The sequence below is a fragment of the Shewanella alkalitolerans genome, assembly GCF_019457575.1.
GTDB lineage: Bacteria > Pseudomonadota > Gammaproteobacteria > Enterobacterales > Shewanellaceae > Shewanella > Shewanella loihica.
In genome coordinates, this window is the sequence record NZ_CP080422.1 from 1,183,737 (window position 1) to 1,203,655 (window position 19,919).

At 53.6% G+C, this 19,919-nt stretch carries 20 protein-coding genes; 18 read left to right on the plus strand and 2 right to left on the minus strand.

All coding sequences use genetic code 11. The features are described from left to right. Positions 1-48 precede the first annotated feature (48 nt). The 8 genes from lepA to K0J45_RS05290 all read left to right on the plus strand — a co-directional run bounded on the left by lepA (position 49) and on the right by K0J45_RS05290 (position 7,506). Complete coding sequence (lepA, locus tag K0J45_RS05255) at positions 49-1,839, plus strand: translation elongation factor 4 (RefSeq protein ID WP_011864856.1); 1,791 nt, start codon at positions 49-51, stop codon at positions 1,837-1,839. A 153-nt stretch (positions 1,840-1,992) separates the two neighbouring features. Then, a complete protein-coding gene (gene lepB, locus K0J45_RS05260; RefSeq protein WP_011864857.1) occupies positions 1,993-2,910 on the plus strand; it encodes a signal peptidase I in 918 nt (305 codons plus the stop codon). Next, positions 2,911-3,588, plus strand: a complete 678-nt coding sequence (gene rnc, locus K0J45_RS05265; RefSeq protein ID WP_220044548.1) for a ribonuclease III — start codon at positions 2,911-2,913, stop codon at positions 3,586-3,588. Continuing rightward, positions 3,585-4,577, plus strand: a complete 993-nt coding sequence (era, locus tag K0J45_RS05270) for a GTPase Era (protein ID WP_220044549.1) — start codon at positions 3,585-3,587, stop codon at positions 4,575-4,577. The genes rnc and era overlap by 4 nt, the downstream gene beginning before the upstream one ends. 104 nt (positions 4,578-4,681) lie before the next feature. Further along, positions 4,682-5,377 carry a DNA repair protein RecO gene (gene recO, locus K0J45_RS05275; RefSeq protein ID WP_220044550.1) on the plus strand — a complete coding sequence of 232 codons (696 nt, stop codon included), beginning with the start codon at positions 4,682-4,684 and terminating at the stop codon, positions 5,375-5,377. A 128-nt stretch (positions 5,378-5,505) separates the two neighbouring features. Further along, complete coding sequence (pdxJ, locus tag K0J45_RS05280; protein WP_220044551.1) at positions 5,506-6,243, plus strand: pyridoxine 5'-phosphate synthase; 738 nt, start codon at positions 5,506-5,508, stop codon at positions 6,241-6,243. Positions 6,244-6,294: 51 nt separating this feature from the next. Then, positions 6,295-6,696: a holo-ACP synthase gene (gene acpS / locus K0J45_RS05285; protein WP_220044552.1), complete on the plus strand. Its 402-nt coding sequence runs from the start codon at positions 6,295-6,297 to the stop codon at positions 6,694-6,696. 267 nt (positions 6,697-6,963) lie between these two features. After that, positions 6,964-7,506 (plus strand): Mpo1 family 2-hydroxy fatty acid dioxygenase, encoded by a 543-nt coding sequence (locus K0J45_RS05290; RefSeq protein WP_220044553.1) that lies wholly within the window; start codon positions 6,964-6,966, stop codon positions 7,504-7,506. 65 nt (positions 7,507-7,571) lie between these two features. Here K0J45_RS05290 and K0J45_RS05295 read toward each other — a convergent pair whose 3' ends face one another. Together K0J45_RS05295 and K0J45_RS05300 are read right to left on the minus strand one after the other, a co-directional pair. Beyond that, positions 7,572-8,855, minus strand: coding sequence for an HlyC/CorC family transporter (locus K0J45_RS05295; RefSeq protein ID WP_144201113.1), 1,284 nt, complete (start codon positions 8,853-8,855; stop codon positions 7,572-7,574). A 146-nt stretch (positions 8,856-9,001) separates the two neighbouring features. Beyond that, entirely contained in the window at positions 9,002-9,790 is a 789-nt protein-coding gene (locus K0J45_RS05300) for a cytochrome C assembly family protein (protein WP_220044554.1), read from the minus strand. Positions 9,791-10,082: 292 nt separating this feature from the next. Between K0J45_RS05300 and ffh the strand changes: the two genes are divergently transcribed. The 10 genes from ffh (at position 10,083) to K0J45_RS05350 (ending at position 19,901) form a co-directional block, all read left to right on the plus strand. Further along, complete coding sequence (gene ffh, locus K0J45_RS05305) at positions 10,083-11,456, plus strand: signal recognition particle protein (RefSeq protein ID WP_220044555.1); 1,374 nt, start codon at positions 10,083-10,085, stop codon at positions 11,454-11,456. A 205-nt stretch (positions 11,457-11,661) separates the two neighbouring features. Next, positions 11,662-11,913, plus strand: coding sequence for a 30S ribosomal protein S16 (gene rpsP, locus K0J45_RS05310; RefSeq protein WP_011864867.1), 252 nt, complete (start codon positions 11,662-11,664; stop codon positions 11,911-11,913). Between the two features lie 20 nt (positions 11,914-11,933). After that, positions 11,934-12,464: a ribosome maturation factor RimM gene (gene rimM / locus K0J45_RS05315; protein ID WP_011864868.1), complete on the plus strand. Its 531-nt coding sequence runs from the start codon at positions 11,934-11,936 to the stop codon at positions 12,462-12,464. Positions 12,465-12,479: 15 nt separating this feature from the next. Next, complete coding sequence (gene trmD / locus K0J45_RS05320; RefSeq protein ID WP_220044556.1) at positions 12,480-13,226, plus strand: tRNA (guanosine(37)-N1)-methyltransferase TrmD; 747 nt, start codon at positions 12,480-12,482, stop codon at positions 13,224-13,226. 34 nt (positions 13,227-13,260) lie between these two features. Then, complete coding sequence (gene rplS / locus K0J45_RS05325; protein WP_011864870.1) at positions 13,261-13,611, plus strand: 50S ribosomal protein L19; 351 nt, start codon at positions 13,261-13,263, stop codon at positions 13,609-13,611. A 380-nt stretch (positions 13,612-13,991) separates the two neighbouring features. After that, positions 13,992-15,083 (plus strand): 3-deoxy-7-phosphoheptulonate synthase, encoded by a 1,092-nt coding sequence (locus K0J45_RS05330; protein WP_220044557.1) that lies wholly within the window; start codon positions 13,992-13,994, stop codon positions 15,081-15,083. Between the two features lie 14 nt (positions 15,084-15,097). Further along, positions 15,098-16,237 (plus strand): bifunctional chorismate mutase/prephenate dehydrogenase, encoded by a 1,140-nt coding sequence (gene tyrA / locus K0J45_RS05335; RefSeq protein WP_220044558.1) that lies wholly within the window; start codon positions 15,098-15,100, stop codon positions 16,235-16,237. Positions 16,238-16,500: 263 nt separating this feature from the next. Further along, the gene (gene hcp, locus K0J45_RS05340) at positions 16,501-18,165 is read left to right on the plus strand and encodes a hydroxylamine reductase (protein WP_220044559.1); all 1,665 of its coding nucleotides are present in this window, start codon (positions 16,501-16,503) and stop codon (positions 18,163-18,165) included. A gap of 59 nt (positions 18,166-18,224) precedes the next feature. Beyond that, entirely contained in the window at positions 18,225-19,292 is a 1,068-nt protein-coding gene (locus K0J45_RS05345; protein ID WP_220044560.1) for an FAD-binding oxidoreductase, read from the plus strand. Positions 19,293-19,565: 273 nt separating this feature from the next. Further along, complete coding sequence (locus K0J45_RS05350) at positions 19,566-19,901, plus strand: hypothetical protein (RefSeq protein WP_144201128.1); 336 nt, start codon at positions 19,566-19,568, stop codon at positions 19,899-19,901. Positions 19,902-19,919 lie beyond the last annotated feature (18 nt).

A 19,919-nucleotide genomic window follows, 5' to 3' on the forward strand; every position in this document is an offset into this window, starting at 1 on the left:
TCGGCACTTTTAGATCAATTTCAATTTCGAGTTTAGTCATTTCGCACAATGAAGCATATTAGAAACTTTTCGATTATTGCCCATATTGACCATGGCAAATCAACCCTTTCTGACCGTCTTATTCAAGAGTGCGGCGGCCTGTCTGACCGTGAGATGGCGGCGCAGGTATTGGACTCAATGGATCTCGAGCGTGAGCGCGGCATTACCATTAAAGCCCAGAGTGTGACTCTCGATTACAAAGCTAAAGATGGTGAAACCTATCAGCTGAACTTCATCGATACCCCAGGTCACGTGGACTTCTCCTATGAAGTATCACGCTCGCTGGCTGCCTGTGAAGGCGCCCTCTTGGTGGTCGATGCCGGTCAAGGTGTTGAGGCTCAGACCCTGGCAAACTGTTATACCGCGCTGGATATGGATCTGGACGTGGTGCCTGTACTGAACAAGATAGACCTTCCCCAGGCAGACCCAGAGCGTGTCGCCGAGGAGATTGAGGATATCGTGGGTATCGAGGCCGCCGATGCGGTGCGCTGCTCGGCCAAGACAGGTTTAGGTATCAGCGACGTACTGGAAACCATCGTGGCTCAGATCCCGCCACCAGAAGGTGACCCTGAAGCGCCGCTGCAGGCGTTGATCATCGACTCTTGGTTCGACAGCTACCTGGGCGTCGTTTCCTTGGTGCGTATCAAGCACGGTGTGCTCAAGAAGGGTGACAAGTTCAAGGTGATGTCGACCGGCCAGACCCATACGGCCGATCGCGTCGGTATCTTCACGCCTAAGCAGACAGACACGGCTCAGCTGAGTACCGGTGAAGTGGGCTTCGTGATTGCGGGTATCAAAGAGATCCACGGCGCGCCTGTGGGTGATACTTTGACGCTGGCCAAGAATGGCGCCGACAAGCCGCTGCCTGGTTTTAAGAAGGTGAAGCCACAGGTTTATGCCGGTGTATTCCCTATCTCGACTGACGACTATGAGAACTTCCGTGACGCGCTCAACAAGCTGAGCCTGAACGATGCCTCTCTCTTCTTCGAGCCGGAAACCTCATCGGCACTGGGCTTTGGTTTCCGTATCGGTTACCTGGGTCTGCTGCACATGGAGATCATTCAGGAGCGTCTCGAGCGCGAATATAACCTGGATCTGATCACCACGGCACCGACCGTAGTCTATGAGGTGGTAACCACCAAGGGCGAGACTATCTACGTCGATAACCCATCGGATCTTCCGCCGATGAACAACATCGAAGAGATGCGTGAGCCTATCGTTGAGACCAACATCCTGGTACCTAAAGAGTACTTGGGTAACGTGATCACCCTGTGTATCGAGAAGCGCGGCGTGCAGACCAACATGGTCTACCACGGCAACCAGGTGGCGATCACCTATGATATGCCGATGGCCGAGGTGGTGATGGACTTCTTCGACCGCTTGAAGTCGACCAGCCGCGGTTATGCGTCGCTGGAATATAACTTCAAACGCTTCGAGGCGGCAGACATGGTGCGTCTGGATGTACTGATCAACGGCGATCGCGTCGATGCCCTAGCGATGATCCTGCACAAGGCCAACGTGCGTTACCAAGGCCTAGCCTTGGTAAACAAGATGAAGGAACTGATCCCAAGACAGATGTTCGATATCGCGATTCAGGCGGCCGTCGGCAGCCAGATCATCGCCCGTTCATCGGTCAAGGCCCTGCGTAAAGACGTAACCGCTAAGTGTTACGGCGGCGACGTCTCCCGTAAGAAGAAGCTGCTGCAGAAGCAGAAAGAGGGTAAGAAGCGCATGAAGCAGGTGGGCAACGTCGAAGTTCCACAAGAGGCCTTCCTCGCCGTGCTGAAGATCAATGAGTAATCACTTTTTAGTTAATAATTGTTAATAGTGATTGATAATGAGCGCCGCGGTTTGCGGCGCTTTGTTTGTTACAGTATAAATGGGCTAATGGCCTGCTAGGCAGGCGATAAATCCCTTATTTTGCTGGAGCATTTTTCAGGAGTTAGTTAGCGTATGGCAGCTTATTTTTCCCTTATTCTGGTCTTGGTGACCCTAGGCAGCGGCCTGATCTGGATGTTCGATGCCTTAGTCTTAGCGCCTAAGCGTCAGCAGAAGCTGGCCATGGCACAGGCGGCCAACCAGGAGATTAGCGAAGAGAGCGCCGAAAAAATCGTGCGTGAGTCCGCCATAGTGGAGACCTCGCGTTCTATTTTTCCGGTTATCGCTTTCGTGTTGATCCTACGCTCTTTTATCTATGAGCCTTTCCAAATTCCTTCGGGATCTATGATGCCAACCCTGCTGGTGGGCGACTTCATCCTGGTGGAAAAATTTAGCTATGGGCTGAAAGATCCTGTGTGGCGTAGCAAGCTTATCGAAACGGGCAAGCCACAGCGCGGTGACGTGGCGGTATTTAAATACCCAGAAAACCCGCAGATCGACTACATCAAGCGTGTCATCGGCCTACCGGGGGATCGCATCGTCTATCGTAACAAGGACCTCTATATTCAGAAGGCCTGTCCTGAGGGGCAGAGCGAGTGTCCTAAGCTTGAGAAGATAGAGCGCGCCGGTGTCAACCAGGGCGAATATACCCAGGATAATATCCCATTGCTGCGCTACAAGGAGCAGCTGGGCGATGTGACCCACGATATCCTGATCAACCCAGGACGCGGCGAGCCGACCTCTTACTATTTCCGTGAGGGTAACCTGGCGGTGGGCGAGTTTGTTGTGCCTGAAGGTCAGTATTTCATGATGGGTGACAACCGCGACAACAGCACAGACTCACGCTTCTGGGGCTTCGTGCCCGAGGCCAATCTGGTCGGCAAGGCGGTAGCGATCTGGATTAGTTTTGAATTTGAGCGTAAGCCGTCGGACTTTTTACCGACTTGGGTACCGACAGGCGTACGCTTTAACCGTGTAGGCGGAATTGTGTAGATGGAACCCATTAAGAATCTACCGCGTTTGGGTAGAATATTAGGTTATCAATTTCAGCAGATCGCGCTGCTGGAGCAGGCGTTAACTCACCGCAGTGCGGCGAGTAAGCATAACGAAAGACTGGAGTTTTTAGGCGACTCTATTCTCTCTATCGTCATCTCTGACGCCTTGTATCATCAGTTTCCCAAGGCGACCGAGGGCGACCTGAGCCGGATGCGCGCCACCCTAGTATGCGGCAAGATGCTGGCGGAGATCGCCAAGGAGTTTAAGCTTGGCGATTATCTCAAGCTGGGCCCTGGTGAGCTCAAGAGTGGTGGTTTTCGTCGTGAGTCTATCCTGGCCGACGCTATGGAGGCGATCATAGGTGCCATCTATCTGGACGCCGATATCGAAACCTGTCGCACTTTAGTACTAAACTGGTATAAGAGCCGCCTTGCGGTGATCGAGCCGGTCAATCAGAAAGATCCCAAGACGCTGCTGCAGGAGCACCTGCAGGGATTTAAGCAGCCGCTTCCCGTCTATACAGTGGTGAACATCAGCGGCGAAGCCCATGCGCAAACCTTCACCGTGGAGTGTAAGGTGGAGCAGCTAAAAGAAGCCGTTGTCGGCGTGGCCAATTCCCGCAGAAAGGCGGAGCAGATTGCCGCAGCAGAAGTGTTGGAGCGTATTAAGAAATGAGTAACAAACCCGAGCAGCCAGGTGCACAAGAGCCGAGTCTGGACGAGCTGCTGGCGCGGATGAACAGTGGCCGCAGTGGTAGCCAATATGAGGTGACCTACTGCGGCATGGTGGCCATCGTCGGCCGTCCTAACGTGGGTAAGTCGACCCTGCTGAACAAGCTACTGGGTCAGAAGATCTCTATCACCTCTAAGAAGCCGCAGACCACGCGTCACCGCATCATGGGCATTCACACCGATGGCCCGCGTCAGGTGGTGTTTATCGATACCCCAGGTCTGCATATCGAAGAGAAGCGCGCCATCAACCGTCTGATGAACCGCGCGGCGTCCAGCTCTCTGGCCGAGGTTAGCCTGGTGGTATTCGTGGTCGATGGTCTTAACTGGACCGCCGACGATGAGATGGTGCTGAAGAAGCTTCATAGCCGTGACGATGGCCGCAAGACGATTCTGGCCATCAACAAGGTGGATAACATCAAGGACAAAGAGGCGCTGTTCCCGCATCTGCAGAGCCTGGCGGCCAAGTTTGAATTTGATGAGATCTTGCCTATCTCGGCAACCCATGGCACCAATGTGCAGCGTATCATGGAGCTGGCTTTAGACTCTGTACCTGAGTCGCCGCACTACTTCCCCGAGGACTATGTCACCGACCGTTCTCAGAAGTTTATGGCCTCAGAGATAGTACGCGAGAAGCTGATGCGTTTCCTCGGCGACGAGCTGCCCTACGATGCCACGGTAGAGATAGAGCAGTTTAAGATGATGGAAAACGGCGTCTATCAGATCAATGCCTTGATCTTGGTGGAGCGCGAGACCCAGAAACGTATGGTGATCGGCAACAAGGGCGAGCGTATTCGCACCATTGCGACCCAGGCCCGCCAAGATATGGAGGTCCTGTTCGATAACAAGGTCTTCCTCGAGGTCTGGGTGAAGGTCAAGTCTGGCTGGGCCGACGATGAGCGCGCCCTGCGCTCATTAGGCTATGGTGAGAGCTAAGTCGACAGATTAATGTTAAGCCGAGGTAGTCACGCGAGGGTTGTGGTTGTCTCGGCTTTTTTGTCAGCATTGTTTTTGGTAAACAGGGATTAAGGAAGCGGGCAATGCACAGGGGATATGTACTGCACACCCGTCCCTATCGGGAGTCGAGCGTGCTGGTTAATCTGTTGGTCGACGGCCTGGGCAGGGTCGATGCCGTCGCGCGCCTGGGCAGTGGCAAGACCTCGATAAAGAGCATACTGCAACCCTTTCAGCCCTTGCTGTTTCAGCTGTCTGGGCGAAGCAGCCTCAAGAGCCTGTATCAGGTGGAGGCCGCCAGCCCGGCTGTGCCCCTGAGCGGCAATGACAGTTTCGCCGGCTTCTATCTCAACGAGTTGTTGGTGCGCTGCTTGTCGGTCGAGCATGGCGCCGAGCAGTTCTTCTTTACCTATCATAAGACACTGATGGCCATGGCCGCCGCCTTTAGCGAGGCGCAGCTCAGGCAGTTTGAGCTTGCGCTGCTCAAGGAGCTTGGGGTGATGCCATCGCTGAATCTGGATATCGAAGGCAGCCCTATCGAGACCGATTTCTACTATCGCCTGTTATCCGAAGAGGGCTTTAGCACGGCGCTTGGGCCCAAGCCCAACCATTTTAGCGGCGAGATGCTGCGCGCCCTGGAGGAAGACAGGCTGACAGAGGCCGATTTTAAACAGGCTAAACTGCTGATGAGGCAGCTACTGTCGCCCCTGCTGGGGGACAAGCCGCTTAAGTCGCGGGCGCTGTTTTTAAAGGGCAACAGGCCATCGAGTTACAGCAAGTAGCTCATTATCCATGTTTGCGGCAATCCGCTGCGCATATTCATCGGGGGTTTCCCTTGTGGCCTTACCTTAAGCTTTAGTAAAATAGGCACAAAATTCCAATCGCGACACTCTACACTTAAGGACTTTCCATGAGCCGTATTCATCTAGGCGTTAATATCGATCACATTGCCACCTTACGTCAGGCCCGTGGGACCAGTTACCCGGATCCTGTCCACGCTGCAGCCGTTGCCGAGCATGCCGGCGCCGAAGGTATTACCGTGCATCTGCGTGAAGACAGACGTCATATCTGCGACAGAGACATCTACCTGCTGGCCAAGACCATCAAGACGCGCATGAACTTCGAGATGGCGGTGACCGACGAGATGCTGGATATCGCCTGTGAGGTGAAGCCAGCCTATGTCTGTTTGGTACCGGAGAAGCGTGAAGAGCTGACCACAGAAGGCGGTCTGGATGTGGCGGGTCAGCAGGATAAGATCCGCGCCGCGGTCGAGCGTTTGACTGCTCTTGGTATCAAAGTTTCGCTGTTTATCGATGCCGACCCTGTGCAGATCGACGCCACCGTCGCCGTAGGCGCGCCGGTTATCGAGCTACACACAGGCTGTTATGCCGACGCCGAGACAGATGCCGAGCAAGCCAAAGAGTTGGCACGCATTACCGAGATGGCAACTTACGCCCACGGCAAGGGGCTGGTGGTCAACGCGGGCCATGGTCTGCACTATCACAATGTGAAGCCTATCGCGGCCATTCCTGAGCTTTATGAGCTTAATATCGGTCATGCCATCATCGCCCGCGCCGCGATCGATGGTTTGGATAAGGCGGTACGCGACATGAAGCAGCTGATGGTGGAAGGTCGCAGCGGTCAGTAATCGTCTTATCGTTAGCATTAATATCATGTCGTGGCGGGTAGGGAAGAGCTTATGATTGTTGGTTTAGGGACAGATATTGTCGAGATCGCGCGTATCGCCGTCAAGGTGCCTGCGGCGGGAGACGAGGCGGCGCTGGTCAAGTGTCCGCTCGCCAAGCGTGTGTTGACCCAAACCGAGATGGCAATATTTGTCGCTTCCTCCCAGCCCGGTCGTTATTTGGCGAAGCGTTTTGCGGCCAAAGAGGCGGCCGCCAAGGCGCTGGGTACCGGCATAGGACGCGGCGTCTCCTTCCTGCATATCGAGATCAGTAACGATGCTAACGGTGCGCCGCTTATCGCCTTTCAAGGTGGTGCGGCCGAGCGGCTGAGTCTGTTGGGCGGCAGCCGTGCCCATCTCTCCATCGCCGATGAGAAACACTACGCCACGGCGACCGTGATCCTCGAGTCAAGCTAGCTATTGGCCTTGATAGATGGGGTAATGCAGCTGCTGTTTAACTGGCTGTGCATTGGCCTCATCTGGGCTAAGGTCCAGAAATACTGGCTGTTTTAATTTCGTTTTCGGCGCTTAGGGCCTATCTATCGCGCTGGCATCTGTTAATAAAATGTTTTAGGTTAGGCTAACTGAGACGAGCGTCACACTTAGCCTGACGGTCTAAAATGGCGGTAGCCAGGATAGGGCTGGCTTTGGTTTCGCAAGATTAAAAGACGATGGAGCCGAGCCATGAAATCTGCAATCGAGCAGTTATCCACCTACAAGAGTGTTCACCTCAACCCCACCAACATCAAGACTCACTTTGTCGGCATCCCGCTGATCATCTGGTCGGCGTTCGTGATGTTAAACACCATCCCCTTTAGCCTGTATAGCTTTGGCTCCACAGGGCTGGAGCTCAACGTGGCCGTGCTGTTTGCCTGCGCTGTATTGATTTATTACTTTGCGCTGCATGCCAAACTTGCGCTGGGGCTGGTGCTGTTTATCCTGCCTGTGCTCTATACCTCCTTCTTGGTATCGCGGATGGAACAGGCCTGGCCCATCGCCATCGGCGTGTTCGTGATTGGCTGGATCTTCCAGCTCATCGGTCACAAGTATGAGAAGGCCAAGCCGGCCTTTATCGACGATCTTAACCAGCTGTTGATCGGCCCCTTCTTCCTGATGGCTGAGCTCTACTTCATGCTGGGGCTGGAGCGCGACTTAGACGAGGCGATCACCCCATTGGCGAGAGATAAGCGCCGCGCCTTGACTCACGCCAGTAAGCATGAGAATTAGCGCTTTGGTCGCTATAGGATAACAAAAAGGCGCCTTAGAGCGCCTTTTTTGAGCCATAGTGAGGACTAGTTGCGACTGCCCTTGGGCGCCTTGTAGTGCTGGGGCATGACCCGCACCGTCTTCACCATGTTGTCGGCCACCTCGACTACCTCAAGCGGATAGCCCGAGAGACGCATCGAGGTGTTAGGCTCGGGGATCTCCTCGAGATACTCAAGGATCAGACCGTTGAGCGTCTTAGGTCCATCGATGGGGAAGTGCCAGTCCATCTCCTTGTTAAGATCGCGGATGTTGATGGTGGCGTCGATGAGGAAGCTGCCATCTTGCTGCTGGTTGATATCTTCGCTAGGCGTGGTGATCATCGAGGTGGTAAAGTCGCCGACTATTTCCTCGAGAATATCTTCCAGCGTTACCAGCCCTTGAATATCCCCATACTCGTCTACTACTAGGCCGATACGTTCCTTATTCTGCTGGAAGTTGGCCAGTTGAACGTTGAGGGGAGTCCCCTCGGGGATGAAGTAGATCTCTTTTACCGCGCGCAGCAGGGAGGACTTACTAAACTGCTGCTTGGATTGCAGGCGCAGGGCGTCTCTTAGGTGCACGAAGCCGACGGCATCGTCTATGTTATCTCGGTAGAGCAGAACCCGGGTGTGCGGGCTCTGAATCACCTGCTTATTGATGCGGCTAAAGTCGTCGTTGACGTTGATAGCGTAGAGATCCGAGCGCGGGATCATTATGTCTTCGACCGTGACCTTCTCCAGATCCATGATAGAGAGCAGCATCTCCTGGTGGCGCTGGGGGATCAGGGCGCCGGCCTCGTGCACAACTGTGCGCAGCTCCTCCTGACTCAAGGCGTCATCGGCCTTCACCGAGCGGATACCCAGCAGGCGCAGGAAGGTAGAGGTGATAAAGTTAACTATCTTCACTAGGGGCGAGAGCACCACCAAGAGCGCTTTGAGCAGTACGCTCGATGGAAAGGCGATACGCTCAGGGTGCAGGGCGGCCACAGTTTTTGGCGTCACCTCGGCAAAGACTAATACCACCAGGGTGAGCACACCTGTGGCGATGGCGACACCCACGTCACCAAACAAGCGAATTCCCAATATGGTGGCGATGGCCGAGGCGAGGATGTTCACTAGGTTGTTGCCGATCAGAATCAAGCCGATCAGTCTGTCCGGGCGCTCTAGCAATCTGATGGCGCGTTTGGCTCCCTTATGGCCATTGTTGGCCAGATGACGCAGGCGATAGCGATTGAGCGACATCATGGCGGTTTCGGAGCCGGAGAAATAGGCGGAGATGATGATGAGTACGAACAGGATGATGACAAGTACGCTGGTGGATATAGCTTCCAATCAGTGGCCCCACTTTGGCGTTGATGAGTAAGAATAGCGTTAAGATTTAGTAAATACAGCGATTTGGGCTGTGAGTCAAGTTCACCTAGGTCGCACTTTAGTCCATCTTGACCTAGGTGAAGTGTGCGGAATTTAGCGTGTCTGGCCTATTGCAGGATCAGTTCTTTGACGATGCGGGCACCGAAGTAGGCCAGTGACAGCAGGGTTGCCCCGGTCAGAGTATAGGCCACGGCGGTGCGGATCTTACAACCTACCCAGTACTGCTGTGCCAGCATGGCGATATAGGTAAACCAGGCCATGATAGACAGGATCGCCTTATGGCCCTGGCCGTCGGCAAACATATCATCGAGGAAGATAAAGCCGGTCGCCAGCGACAGACTCAGGAGTACCACGCCGATGATCACCAGATGATAGAGCTGCTTCTCTACCGTCATCAGCGGTGGAATCGCCGGGCTCAGCATCAGCTGCTTCTTCTTCAGCTTGTTTTGAATCATCGCCAGTTGGATGGCATAAAGCGCGGCGATCATTAGGGCGCTATAGGCCATCAGCGACAGCACAACGTGGGCCAGCACCTCGGGGTAAAGCTCGAAGTGAGTGATATATTTAGGTGGCAAGAGCCACAGCAGCGCCACAGAAATGACGGAGCAGGCGTAGACCACGGGCACGACCACGATCACCTTGAGACGGAACATCAAGATGGTGAAGGTGAAGGCAATGATCCAGTTCACCATGGAGATCACATTGGTCAGGCTGAAGTTTTGACCGTCACCGGTGAAGATGGCCTGAGACAGGGCGGCGGCATGAAGCACCACGGCCACGGCGGCGAAGGCGGCTACGGCTTTACGGTTAGGGCCATCGGCATGAAACAGTCGGCTGACGACCAAGACGAGTGCGATACTGTAGAAGAAAATGGCTGAAGCCGAAAAAATCACCATCGAAAATTAACCTATCGTTATGTGAGCTTTCTTGTGGTCATCGACCTGCGCGAGGCGGTCGAGTTTTTATCCTTAGTTGATCGTTAGAATAACACGATGGATGCTATTTTGGGCAGAGGCTTTACACACAAAAATTAGCACTTTCTGAGCGTTACTCCTAAGTTTTGACATTTTTACCCTACAGCAGATAACTTACCTAAGCCATAACTTACGCTGCGCGGTAGCATAATATCTGTGCATCGCTATAATACTGCCCCAATCATGTAAATTCTAAACGGTAAAGAACGCGATAATGTTTGAGAACCTCACCGACAGATTATCACGCACCCTGAAAAATATTAGCGGTCGTGGTCGCCTTACAGAAGACAATATTAAAGAAACGTTACGCGAAGTGCGCATGGCGCTGCTGGAAGCCGACGTCGCCTTGCCCGTTGTACGCGCCTTCGTTAATAGCGTTAAAGAGCGCGCCGTAGGCCAAGAGGTCACCAAGAGCCTGAGCCCAGGCCAGGCCTTCATCAAGATCGTCCAGAGTGAGCTAGAAAATGCCATGGGCGAGGCCAACGAGGCGCTAAACCTCTCGGCGCAGCCGCCAGCGGTGATCATGATGGCCGGTCTGCAAGGTGCGGGTAAGACCACAAGTGTCGCCAAGCTGTCTAAGTTCCTGCGTGAAAGACAGAAGAAATCTGTATTGGTGGTCAGCGCCGACGTCTATCGTCCGGCGGCGATCAAGCAGCTGGAAACCTTGGCCAACGAGGTCGAGGTCGAGTTCTTCCCATCGGATGTATCGCAAAAGCCTATCGACATCGTCGATGCTGCCATGGCTCACGCCAAGCTCAAGTTTATCGATGTGGTGATCGTCGATACCGCGGGTCGCCTGCATGTCGACGAGAGCATGATGGACGAGATCAAGGCGTTGCACGCCGCGGTCAAACCGGTAGAAACCCTGTTTGTGGTCGATGCCATGACGGGTCAGGACGCGGCTAACACCGCCAAGGCCTTCAACGAAGCCCTGCCGCTGACCGGTGTGGTACTGACTAAGGTCGATGGTGACGCTCGCGGTGGTGCGGCGCTGTCGATTCGCCATATTACCGGTAAGCCGATTAAGTTCCTGGGTGTGGGCGAGAAGACAGATGCGCTCGAGCCTTTCCATCCGGACCGTGTTGCCTCGCGCATTTTGGGTATGGGCGATGTGCTTTCCCTGATCGAAGAGGTTGAGCGCGGCGTCGATAAAGAGAAGGCGATGAAGCTGGCCTCTAAGGTCAAGCAAGGCGGTAGCTTCGACTTAGAAGACTTCCGTGAGCAGCTACAACAGATGAAGAACATGGGCGGCATGATGAGCATGCTCGAGAAGCTGCCTGGTGTCGGTCAACTCCCTCCAGAAGCCCTGGCTCAGGTGCAAGACGGCAAGCTAACGGGACAAATGGAGGCTATTATTAACTCCATGACCCCAGGTGAGCGTAAGCGCCCAGAGATCATTAAGGGGTCTCGTAAGCGTCGTATCGCCATGGGTTCAGGTACCCAGATCCAGGACGTCAATCGTCTGCTCAAGCAGTTCACTCAGATGCAGAAGATGATGAAGAAGATGTCCGGTAAAGGCGGCATGAAGAAGATGATGCGCGGCATGAGTGGAATGCTGCCTCCCGGGATGAAGATGCCGGGACGTTAATCGTCTGACTTTGTATAGATTTAGCTAAGTCCATTAAGGGTTTTCGGCCCTTAGTGGGCTTGCTATTTTTGCGTGAAAAACGTTGCATTTGTCGCCGGTTCAGGTAGAATCGTGCGGCTTTCTATCTGGGACTCTTCGCGAACACGGGGTTCCAGTTTTTATTTTTGCTTCAGAACGAAGCAAATCATTAGAGGATAAAAGACGCATGGTTACCATTCGTTTAGCTCGAGGCGGCGCAAAAAAGCGTCCATTCTATAACATCGTTGTTGCTGACAGCCGTAACGCTCGTGACGGTCGTTTCATCGAACGTGTTGGCTTCTTCAACCCTGTTGCTCGTGGTCAAGAAGAAGCTCTTCGCTTAGATCTTGATCGTGTAGATCACTGGGTTGCTAACGGTGCTGCTACTACTGATCGTGTAGCGAAACTGATCAAAGACGCTCGTAAAGCTGCTGCTTAATAGCGTTTAGGTATAGATTGATGAGTAGTCACCAAGAACCTGTCGTACTAGGCAAATTAGGCGCTAGTCACGGCATTAAAGGTTGGTTGAAGATCACTAGCTATACCGATTCTGTCGAAGATATTTTTGACTATTCACCTTGGTTGATTAAAGAGCAAGGCGAATGGCGCGAAGTCAAGGTTGCACAGTGGCGCTATCAAGGTAAGGCGATTATCGCCGCCCTGGAAGGCGTAACCACTCGAGACCAAGCGCAAATGCTCACTAACTGTGAGATTGCCATTCCCGCCGAGGCGATGAAGGCACTGCCCGAAGATGAATTCTACTGGCGTGATCTTATCGGCTGTGAGGTGGTGAATACTAAAGGCTACAAGATGGGCAAGGTCGACCAGATCGTGGAAACAGGATCGAACGACGTGCTGCTTGTGAAGGCCAACGCGAAAGATGGCTTTGGCAAAACGGAACGTATGATTCCTTTTGTTACCGAGCAGTTCATCCTTGAGGTGAATCTGGCGGAAAAACAAATTTTAGTGGATTGGGATCCGGACTTCTAAGTCGAGGGACAACAGATGTGGTTAGGGGTAGTAACCCTGTTTCCAGAGATGTTTCGTGCCGTAACAGACTTTGGTGTAACGGGTCGGGCCGTAAGTAACGGTTTGTTAGAGTTGCAAACGTGGAATCCCAGAGATTTCACCCATGATAAACATAGAACAGTGGACGACAGGCCTTACGGCGGCGGACCTGGCATGTTGATGATGGTGCAGCCTCTACGTGATGCCATCCATGCAGCGAAAGCCGCTGCGGGTGATAAGGCTAAGGTGATTTATCTTTCTCCTCAGGGACGCAAGCTGACACAGCAGGGCGTCGAAGAGTTAGCTAAATCGGAGCGTTTGATTTTAGTGTGTGGTCGCTACGAAGGTATCGATGAACGCATTATTCAAACGGAAGTGGATGAAGAGTGGTCGATTGGAGATTACGTGCTCTCGGGCGGTGAACTCCCAGCGATGACCCTGATCGATTCGGTTTCTCGTTTGGTGCCTGGCGTGCTAGGTAAACAAGCGTCGGCAGAGCAGGATTCCTTCTCTGACGGATTACTGGATTGTCCCCACTATACTCGCCCAGAAAGCCTAGATGGTATCGATGTACCGGCGGTATTGCTTAGCGGCAACCACGAAAATATTAGACGCTGGCGATTGCAGCAAAGTCTCGGAAGAACTTTACTGCGGCGACCAGAATTATTTGAAAATCTAGCTCTGACTGATGAACAAACCAAGCTATTAGCCGAGTTTGTTAATACCGCCCAAGCAGGCGAGTAAAAATGGTCAGTTATTACTAGTATGGAGTTTATTCATGAATAACATCATTAAAATGCTCAACGATGAGCAAATGAAGCAAGACGTACCAGAATTTGGTGCAGGTGACACAGTAGTTGTAAAAGTACGTGTTGTTGAAGGCGGTAAAGAGCGTCTACAGGCGTTCGAAGGCGTTGTTATCGCTAAGCGTAACCGTGGTCTGCACTCTGCATTCACTGTACGTAAGATCTCTAATGGCGAAGGTGTTGAGCGTGCGTTCCAAACTCACAGCCCGCTCATCTCTAGCATCGAAGTTAAGCGTCGCGGCCGTGTTCGTCGTGCTAAGCTTTACTACCTACGTGAGCGTTCAGGTAAGTCTGCACGTATCCGCGAGAAGCTTGCTAAGTAAGCACTCGCTAAAACGTAAAAAAAGATGCAGTGTTCGCACAATGACCCGCCTTATGGCGGGTTTTTGTTTTTAGGCATTTGCGAATGAATTGCGCTGTTATCCTCAGCATAGCCTTGTGCATTTTCCCTTTTCCTATTCTCTTACCTGCCTGATCCCACCTGACTAAACCTCTCTTGGTAAATCCACTTTATTGGCAAAACCCTTCTCTTTAGCCAGCGCTCAATGGGGCTTTTACCGCTTCGATCGTGAATTATTCTTGAAAAGCAAATTTCTGCTTGATCTAAATTTATGCAGCAGGCATAGTTAGTCCACAGGTGTAATGGTGTACCATTACAATATTGCATTTAGGTATGAGAAAACACACTAGGTTGGTGACAGGTATGCAGCAAGACACGATTAATAATGTTCACATCAGCTCGGAGAAAGTGCTGGTGACCCCGGAAGAGTTAAAACAACAACTGCCCCTGTCGACTGCCGCCTATCACTATGTGCTTAACGCGCGCCGCACCGTATCGGATATCGTCCATAAGCGTGATAACCGCGTGCTGGTGGTCAGCGGTCCCTGTTCTATCCACGACATCGCCTCGGCCAAGGAGTACGCGCTGCGCCTCAAGACGCTACACGACGAGCTTAAAGATGAATTCTACATCCTGATGCGGGTCTACTTCGAGAAGCCACGTACAACAGTGGGCTGGAAGGGGATGATCAACGATCCCGATATGGATGAGTCTTTCGATGTGGAGAAGGGGCTGCGTCAGGCGCGCGAGTTGATGATCTGGCTGGCGGAGCTGGGACTGCCGGTGGCCACCGAGGCGCTGGATCCTATCAGCCCGCAATACATCTCCGAGCTGGTCACCTGGTCGGCCATCGGCGCGCGCACCACAGAATCTCAGACCCACAGGGAGATGGCGTCCGGTCTCTCCATGCCTGTGGGCTTCAAGAATGGTACCGACGGCAAGCTGGGGGTGGCGATCAACGCGCTGCAATCGGCGGCCAGCAGCCACAGATTTATGGGGATCAACCAGGCGGGTCAGGTGGCGCTGCTACAGACTGCCGGAAACCCAGATGGTCACGTGATCCTGCGCGGTGGCAAGACTCCTAACTATGATGCCTCGAGCGTGGCCGAGTGTGAGCAACAGCTGCATGCGGCCAAGCTCAACGCCCGCTTGGTGGTGGATTGCAGCCACGGCAACTCGAGTAAAGATCACACCCGCCAGCCGAGTGTCTGTCAGGATGTGTTCGATCAGATCGCCAATGGCAACAAGTCGATCATAGGTGTCATGCTGGAGAGTCACCTGAACGAAGGCAATCAGAGCAGCGACAAGCCGATGAGTGAGTTGGCCTACGGGGTGTCGGTAACCGATGCCTGCATCGACTGGCAGACCACAGAAGAGCTCCTACGTCAGGGGGCTGCACAATTGGCATCGGTTTTACCCAGCAGATTTGCTATGCTCAAGGCGGTCAATGCCTGATGGAACACGCGCAAATGAGTGAGAAAACCACTAACGAACTGGAAAAACTGAGAGAGCATATCGACAGCGTCGATCAACAGCTGCTGCATCTGCTGCGTAAGCGCCTGGATCTCGTGGCCCAGGTGGGCGGCGTCAAGCATGCGGCCGGCGTGCCCATCTACGCGCCTCAGCGCGAGGCCTCCATGTTGGCCAAACGTCGGGAAGAGGCGGCAAAGATGAATGTCTCGCCCCAGCTGATCGAAGATATTCTGCGTCGCCTGATGCGCGAGTCTTATCTCAACGAGAAGGATGTCGGTTTCAAGCAGGTGAAGACAGATCTGGGCCATGTGGTGATCGTCGGTGGTCAGGGCAAGTTAGGCGGCCTGTTTGCGCAGATGCTGAGCCTGTCCGGCTATCAGGTGAAGTCACTTGATAAAGACGATTGGCAGCAGGCCGAGGCGATTTTCGATGGGGCAGGGATGGTGATAGTCACTGTGCCTATCAGCATCACCTGTGAGCTCATTCGCGACAAGCTTACCAGCCTGCCGAGCAGTTGCATCCTGGCCGATCTCACCTCCATCAAGGAGAAGCCGCTTGAGGCGATGCTAGCCAGCCATCAGGGCCCGGTAGTGGGTCTGCACCCCATGTTCGGCCCGGATGTGGGCAGCCTGGCCAAGCAGGTGGTGGTGGTGTGTCATGGCCGCGGCCGTGAGCAGTACGAATGGTTGCTGGAACAGATAGGGATCTGGGGCGCTCGCATGGTCGAGGCCGATGCTCAGCAGCACGACAAGGCGATGCAGTTGGTGCAGGCGATGCGCCACTTCTCCTCCTTCGTCTATGGCCTGAATCTCTATCGAGAGGCGGCGGATATCGACAATCTATTGCAGTTCAGCTCGCCCATCTACCGGCTGGAGCTGGCGATGGTCGGGCGCCTGTTTGCCCAGAGTCCCGAGCTTTATGCCGATATCATCTTCGCCCAGCAGGAGAGCCTGACCGCAATAGGGGATTACCTGGATAACTATGCCCAGGCGCTCGAACTCCTGAAGCGCGGTGACAGGCAAGGCTTCATTCGCGAGTTCGAGGAAGTGGCGGCCTGGTTTGGGGATTTTGCACCTCAGTTCCAACGCGAGAGCCGGGCCATGTTGCAGTCGGTTAATGATATGAAGACAGGTTAATTGCTAGATTAAAACTCCCTGGCGGCGTCCGAGTGATTGACACTTAGGGCGCCGTCTTTCTTTTGGGCACCTTTAAAGGATAACTCGCTGTTTTAAATTGTTTTACCATACTTTTTAACAACTTAGTTTCGCATAAGCTAATTTGATCCGCTTCATAGTTTCTCACATTGCTCGCAAGTTTCACTTTTGTGCCTGTGTTTACCACAGTAGACTCCGCCTAAAACATGTAAAGAAAAAGCATGATTAAATAAAGGAGCAGTATTGTGTTTTGTATTCAGTGTGAGCAAACCATTCGTACCCCTGCCGGCAATGGTTGTAGTTATTCCCAAGGCATGTGTGGCAAACTAGCAGCCACCTCAGATCTGCAAGATCTGCTAATTTATATTCTACAAGGCGTATCTGCCTATGCCGAGAAGGCGCGCGCCTTCGACATCATTGATTCGGCCATCGACACCTTCGTGCCTAAGGCGTTCTTCGCTACCCTGACCAATGTGAACTTCGACGACGAGCGCATCATGGCCTATACCCAGCAGGCCTATGCCTACCGCGCCCAGCTTCAGGCGGCCTATGAGGCGGCTTGTAAGGCGCAGGGGCAGCCTGTTGAGACACTGATCCCTGCCGCCAGCCTGGTACTCGCCAGCGTGAAAGAAGAGATGTTGGCCCAGGCCGCTCAGGCGCTGCCTAATCGCGGTAAAGAGGAGGTCAACGAGGATATCATGGGCCTGCGTCTGCTCTGTCTCTATGGTCTTAAAGGCGCGGCCGCCTACATGGAGCATGCCCGTGTGCTGGATCAGACCGATAGCGAGGTCGCGGCCAAGTTTCATGAGATCATGGCCTTCTTGGGCTCAGATTCTGTCGATGCCGATAAGCTGTTTGCCACCGCGATGGAGATAGGTCAGCTGAACTATCGCGTGATGGCCATGCTCGATGAGGGCGAGACCCAGGCCTTTGGTCATCCGGAGCCGACTCAGGTCAACACGGTTGCGGTGAAGGGCAAGGCGATTCTGGTGTCGGGCCACGACATGAAAGATCTCGAGCTTATTCTTCAGCAGACCGAGGGTAAGGGGATCAACGTCTTCACCCACGGCGAGATGCTACCGGCGCTGGCCTATCCCGAATTGAAGAAGTATCGACACCTGGTCGGTAACTACGGCAGTGCGTGGCAAAACCAACAGAAAGAGTTCGCTAACTTCCCTGGTGCGGTGGTGATGACCTCTAACTGTATTATCGATCCTAACGTGGGCGACTACGCCGACCGTATCTTTACCCGCAGCATAGTGGGATGGCCGGGTGTGACCCACATAGTTGGAGATGACTTCTCTGCGGTGATCGATAAGGCCTTATCTCTTGAGGGCTTCGCCTATGATGAGATCCCCCATCACATCACCATAGGTTTCGCTCGCAATGCGTTAATGGCCGCCGCGCCTGCCGTTGTGGAGAATGTGAAGAGTGGTGCCATCAAGCACTTCTTCCTGGTCGGTGGTTGTGACGGCGACAAGGCCGAGCGCAGCTACTTTACCGACATCGCCAAGGCGGCGCCTAAAGACTCCATCATCATGACCTTAGGTTGTGGTAAGTATAAGTTTAACAAGCTGGCCTTCGGTGATATCAATGGCATTCCACGTTTGCTGGATATCGGTCAGTGCAACGATGCCTACTCGGCGATTCAGCTGGCGATCGCCCTGTCTGAGGTGTTCGAGTGCGAGATCAACGAACTGCCGCTGAGCCTGGTGCTTTCCTGGTTTGAGCAGAAGGCGATCGTTATCCTGCTGACCCTATTGTCGCTTGGTGTGAAAAACATACGCACAGGCCCTAGCGCGCCAGCCTTCTTGACGCCAAACCTGCTTAAGGTGCTGGAAGACAAGTTTGGCCTGCGTTCTACCACCACGGTAGAGCAAGACCTTAACGCCATCTTAAACGTTGCCTAAAACGCCCCCAAACGTCCACGGTACTGCCGTGGGCGTTTTTCTTTTTTGGTAAGTCACCCATGAATCAACAAGATTATCTATCACCCAACTGGCAAGCAGGCGAGGCTAGACTCGTCTGTGTCGAGCGCTGGCAGGAAACCCATGATGTGACCAGCTTTCGCTTTCAAGGTGCCCAGCCGGTTAAGTTTCATTTTAAGCCGGGTCAGTTCATCACCTTCCTGCTGGATATCCAGGGGGAACGGGTCGCCCGTAGCTATACCATTTCATCGTCACCCTCGCGCCCTTATTCTCTTGTGGTGACCGTCAAGCGTATTCCTGGCGGGCGGGTGTCCAATTTCCTGGTCGATAACCTCAAGGCGGGGCACAGCGTCAACGTCAGCGGCCCGGCCGGCGCCTTTAATCTGATCGATATTCCCGCCAGTCGTTACCTTTTCTTAAGCGCCGGCAGTGGTATTACCCCCATGTATTCCATGTCGCGCTGGTTGACGGACACTCTGGTGGGCAGCGATATCGCCTTCGTGCACAGCGCCAAGGCCAAGGAAGATCTCATTTTCCATGAGGCGCTGCTGAAGATGGCGCAGCGTCATCCCAATATGGCGCTGCACTATAGCTTGGAATCGGGCGAGGCGTTCGAGGCCTGTTCCTGCTTCGACGGGAGATTAAGCCTGGAGATGCTCGCGAAGGCCGTGCCCGATTATCTTGAGCGCACCGTGTTCGTCTGTGGCCCCGAGCCCTATATGCAGACGGCGAAGGCAATGTTGCAAGATGCCGGGTTTGACATGAGTCGTTATCATCAGGAGAGCTTCGGCGCGCCGTCCACCGCATCTTCATCGCAAGCCGAAGGCCAAGGCGAGCTTGCCGGTTCTACTCCCTTCACGCTGCAAATTGGTGAACTGTCTACGCCCCTCACTGGAGAGCAGACGGTACTGGAGGGGATAGAGGCGAAAGGATTGCCCATTATCGCCGCCTGTCGCTCGGGCGTCTGCGGCGCCTGTAAGTGTCAGGTACTAAGCGGCGAGACAGAGTCCAGCAGCGAGATGACGCTTACACCGGCCGAGGTAGCGCAGGGCTTCATTCTCGCGTGCTCGACGCGATTAAAGTCTGATGTGACCCTCTCCTTGGCATAAGAGGTATTGGCTGGATAAGAGGTATTGGCTGGCAAAGGCGAGGATTTTCATCAAGGATCTCGCCAGTTTTTTCGGCATCTCTTTTGGCTGAGGCGCTATTGCCTGCGCAGACAGTTTGGCACTCTGCCACCAGAATTGCCGCGATGGGATAAATCGATCGCAAGATTTGCGCAAAAGACGATGACACAGTATGGTTAATGATAAGGACTAGGCGCAGTATGGCATCTGGTTCACTCTTTATCCCCTGTGTGGAATTTGTGTGGAGCGCCCTTTATGGTATCGACTACGTCACAGCCTGTCGTTTTAGACGACCATAGCCTTGGCCATCTACTGTATGCCTTGATGTCGGCCTTTCCGCTGTTGTTATTGCCGCCCCTGTTTGCCCTGGTGATCAGTCTCGGGCAGAAGGGGGATAAGATGAGCAGCCTGCTCTATTCACATATTCGTTGGCAGCGTTGGTCGATTATCTCCTTGTTTTCGCTATTATTGCTGGCCTACTTAGTGCCTCAAGGCTGGATGGCCGTGAGTCTGTCTCTGCTGGCGCTCTTGTGGTTTTGTCATCGCACCATCAAAGGTTGGATGAATCTGGTGGATGGCCTGGCGATTTAAGCTTATCGGCAAAGAAAA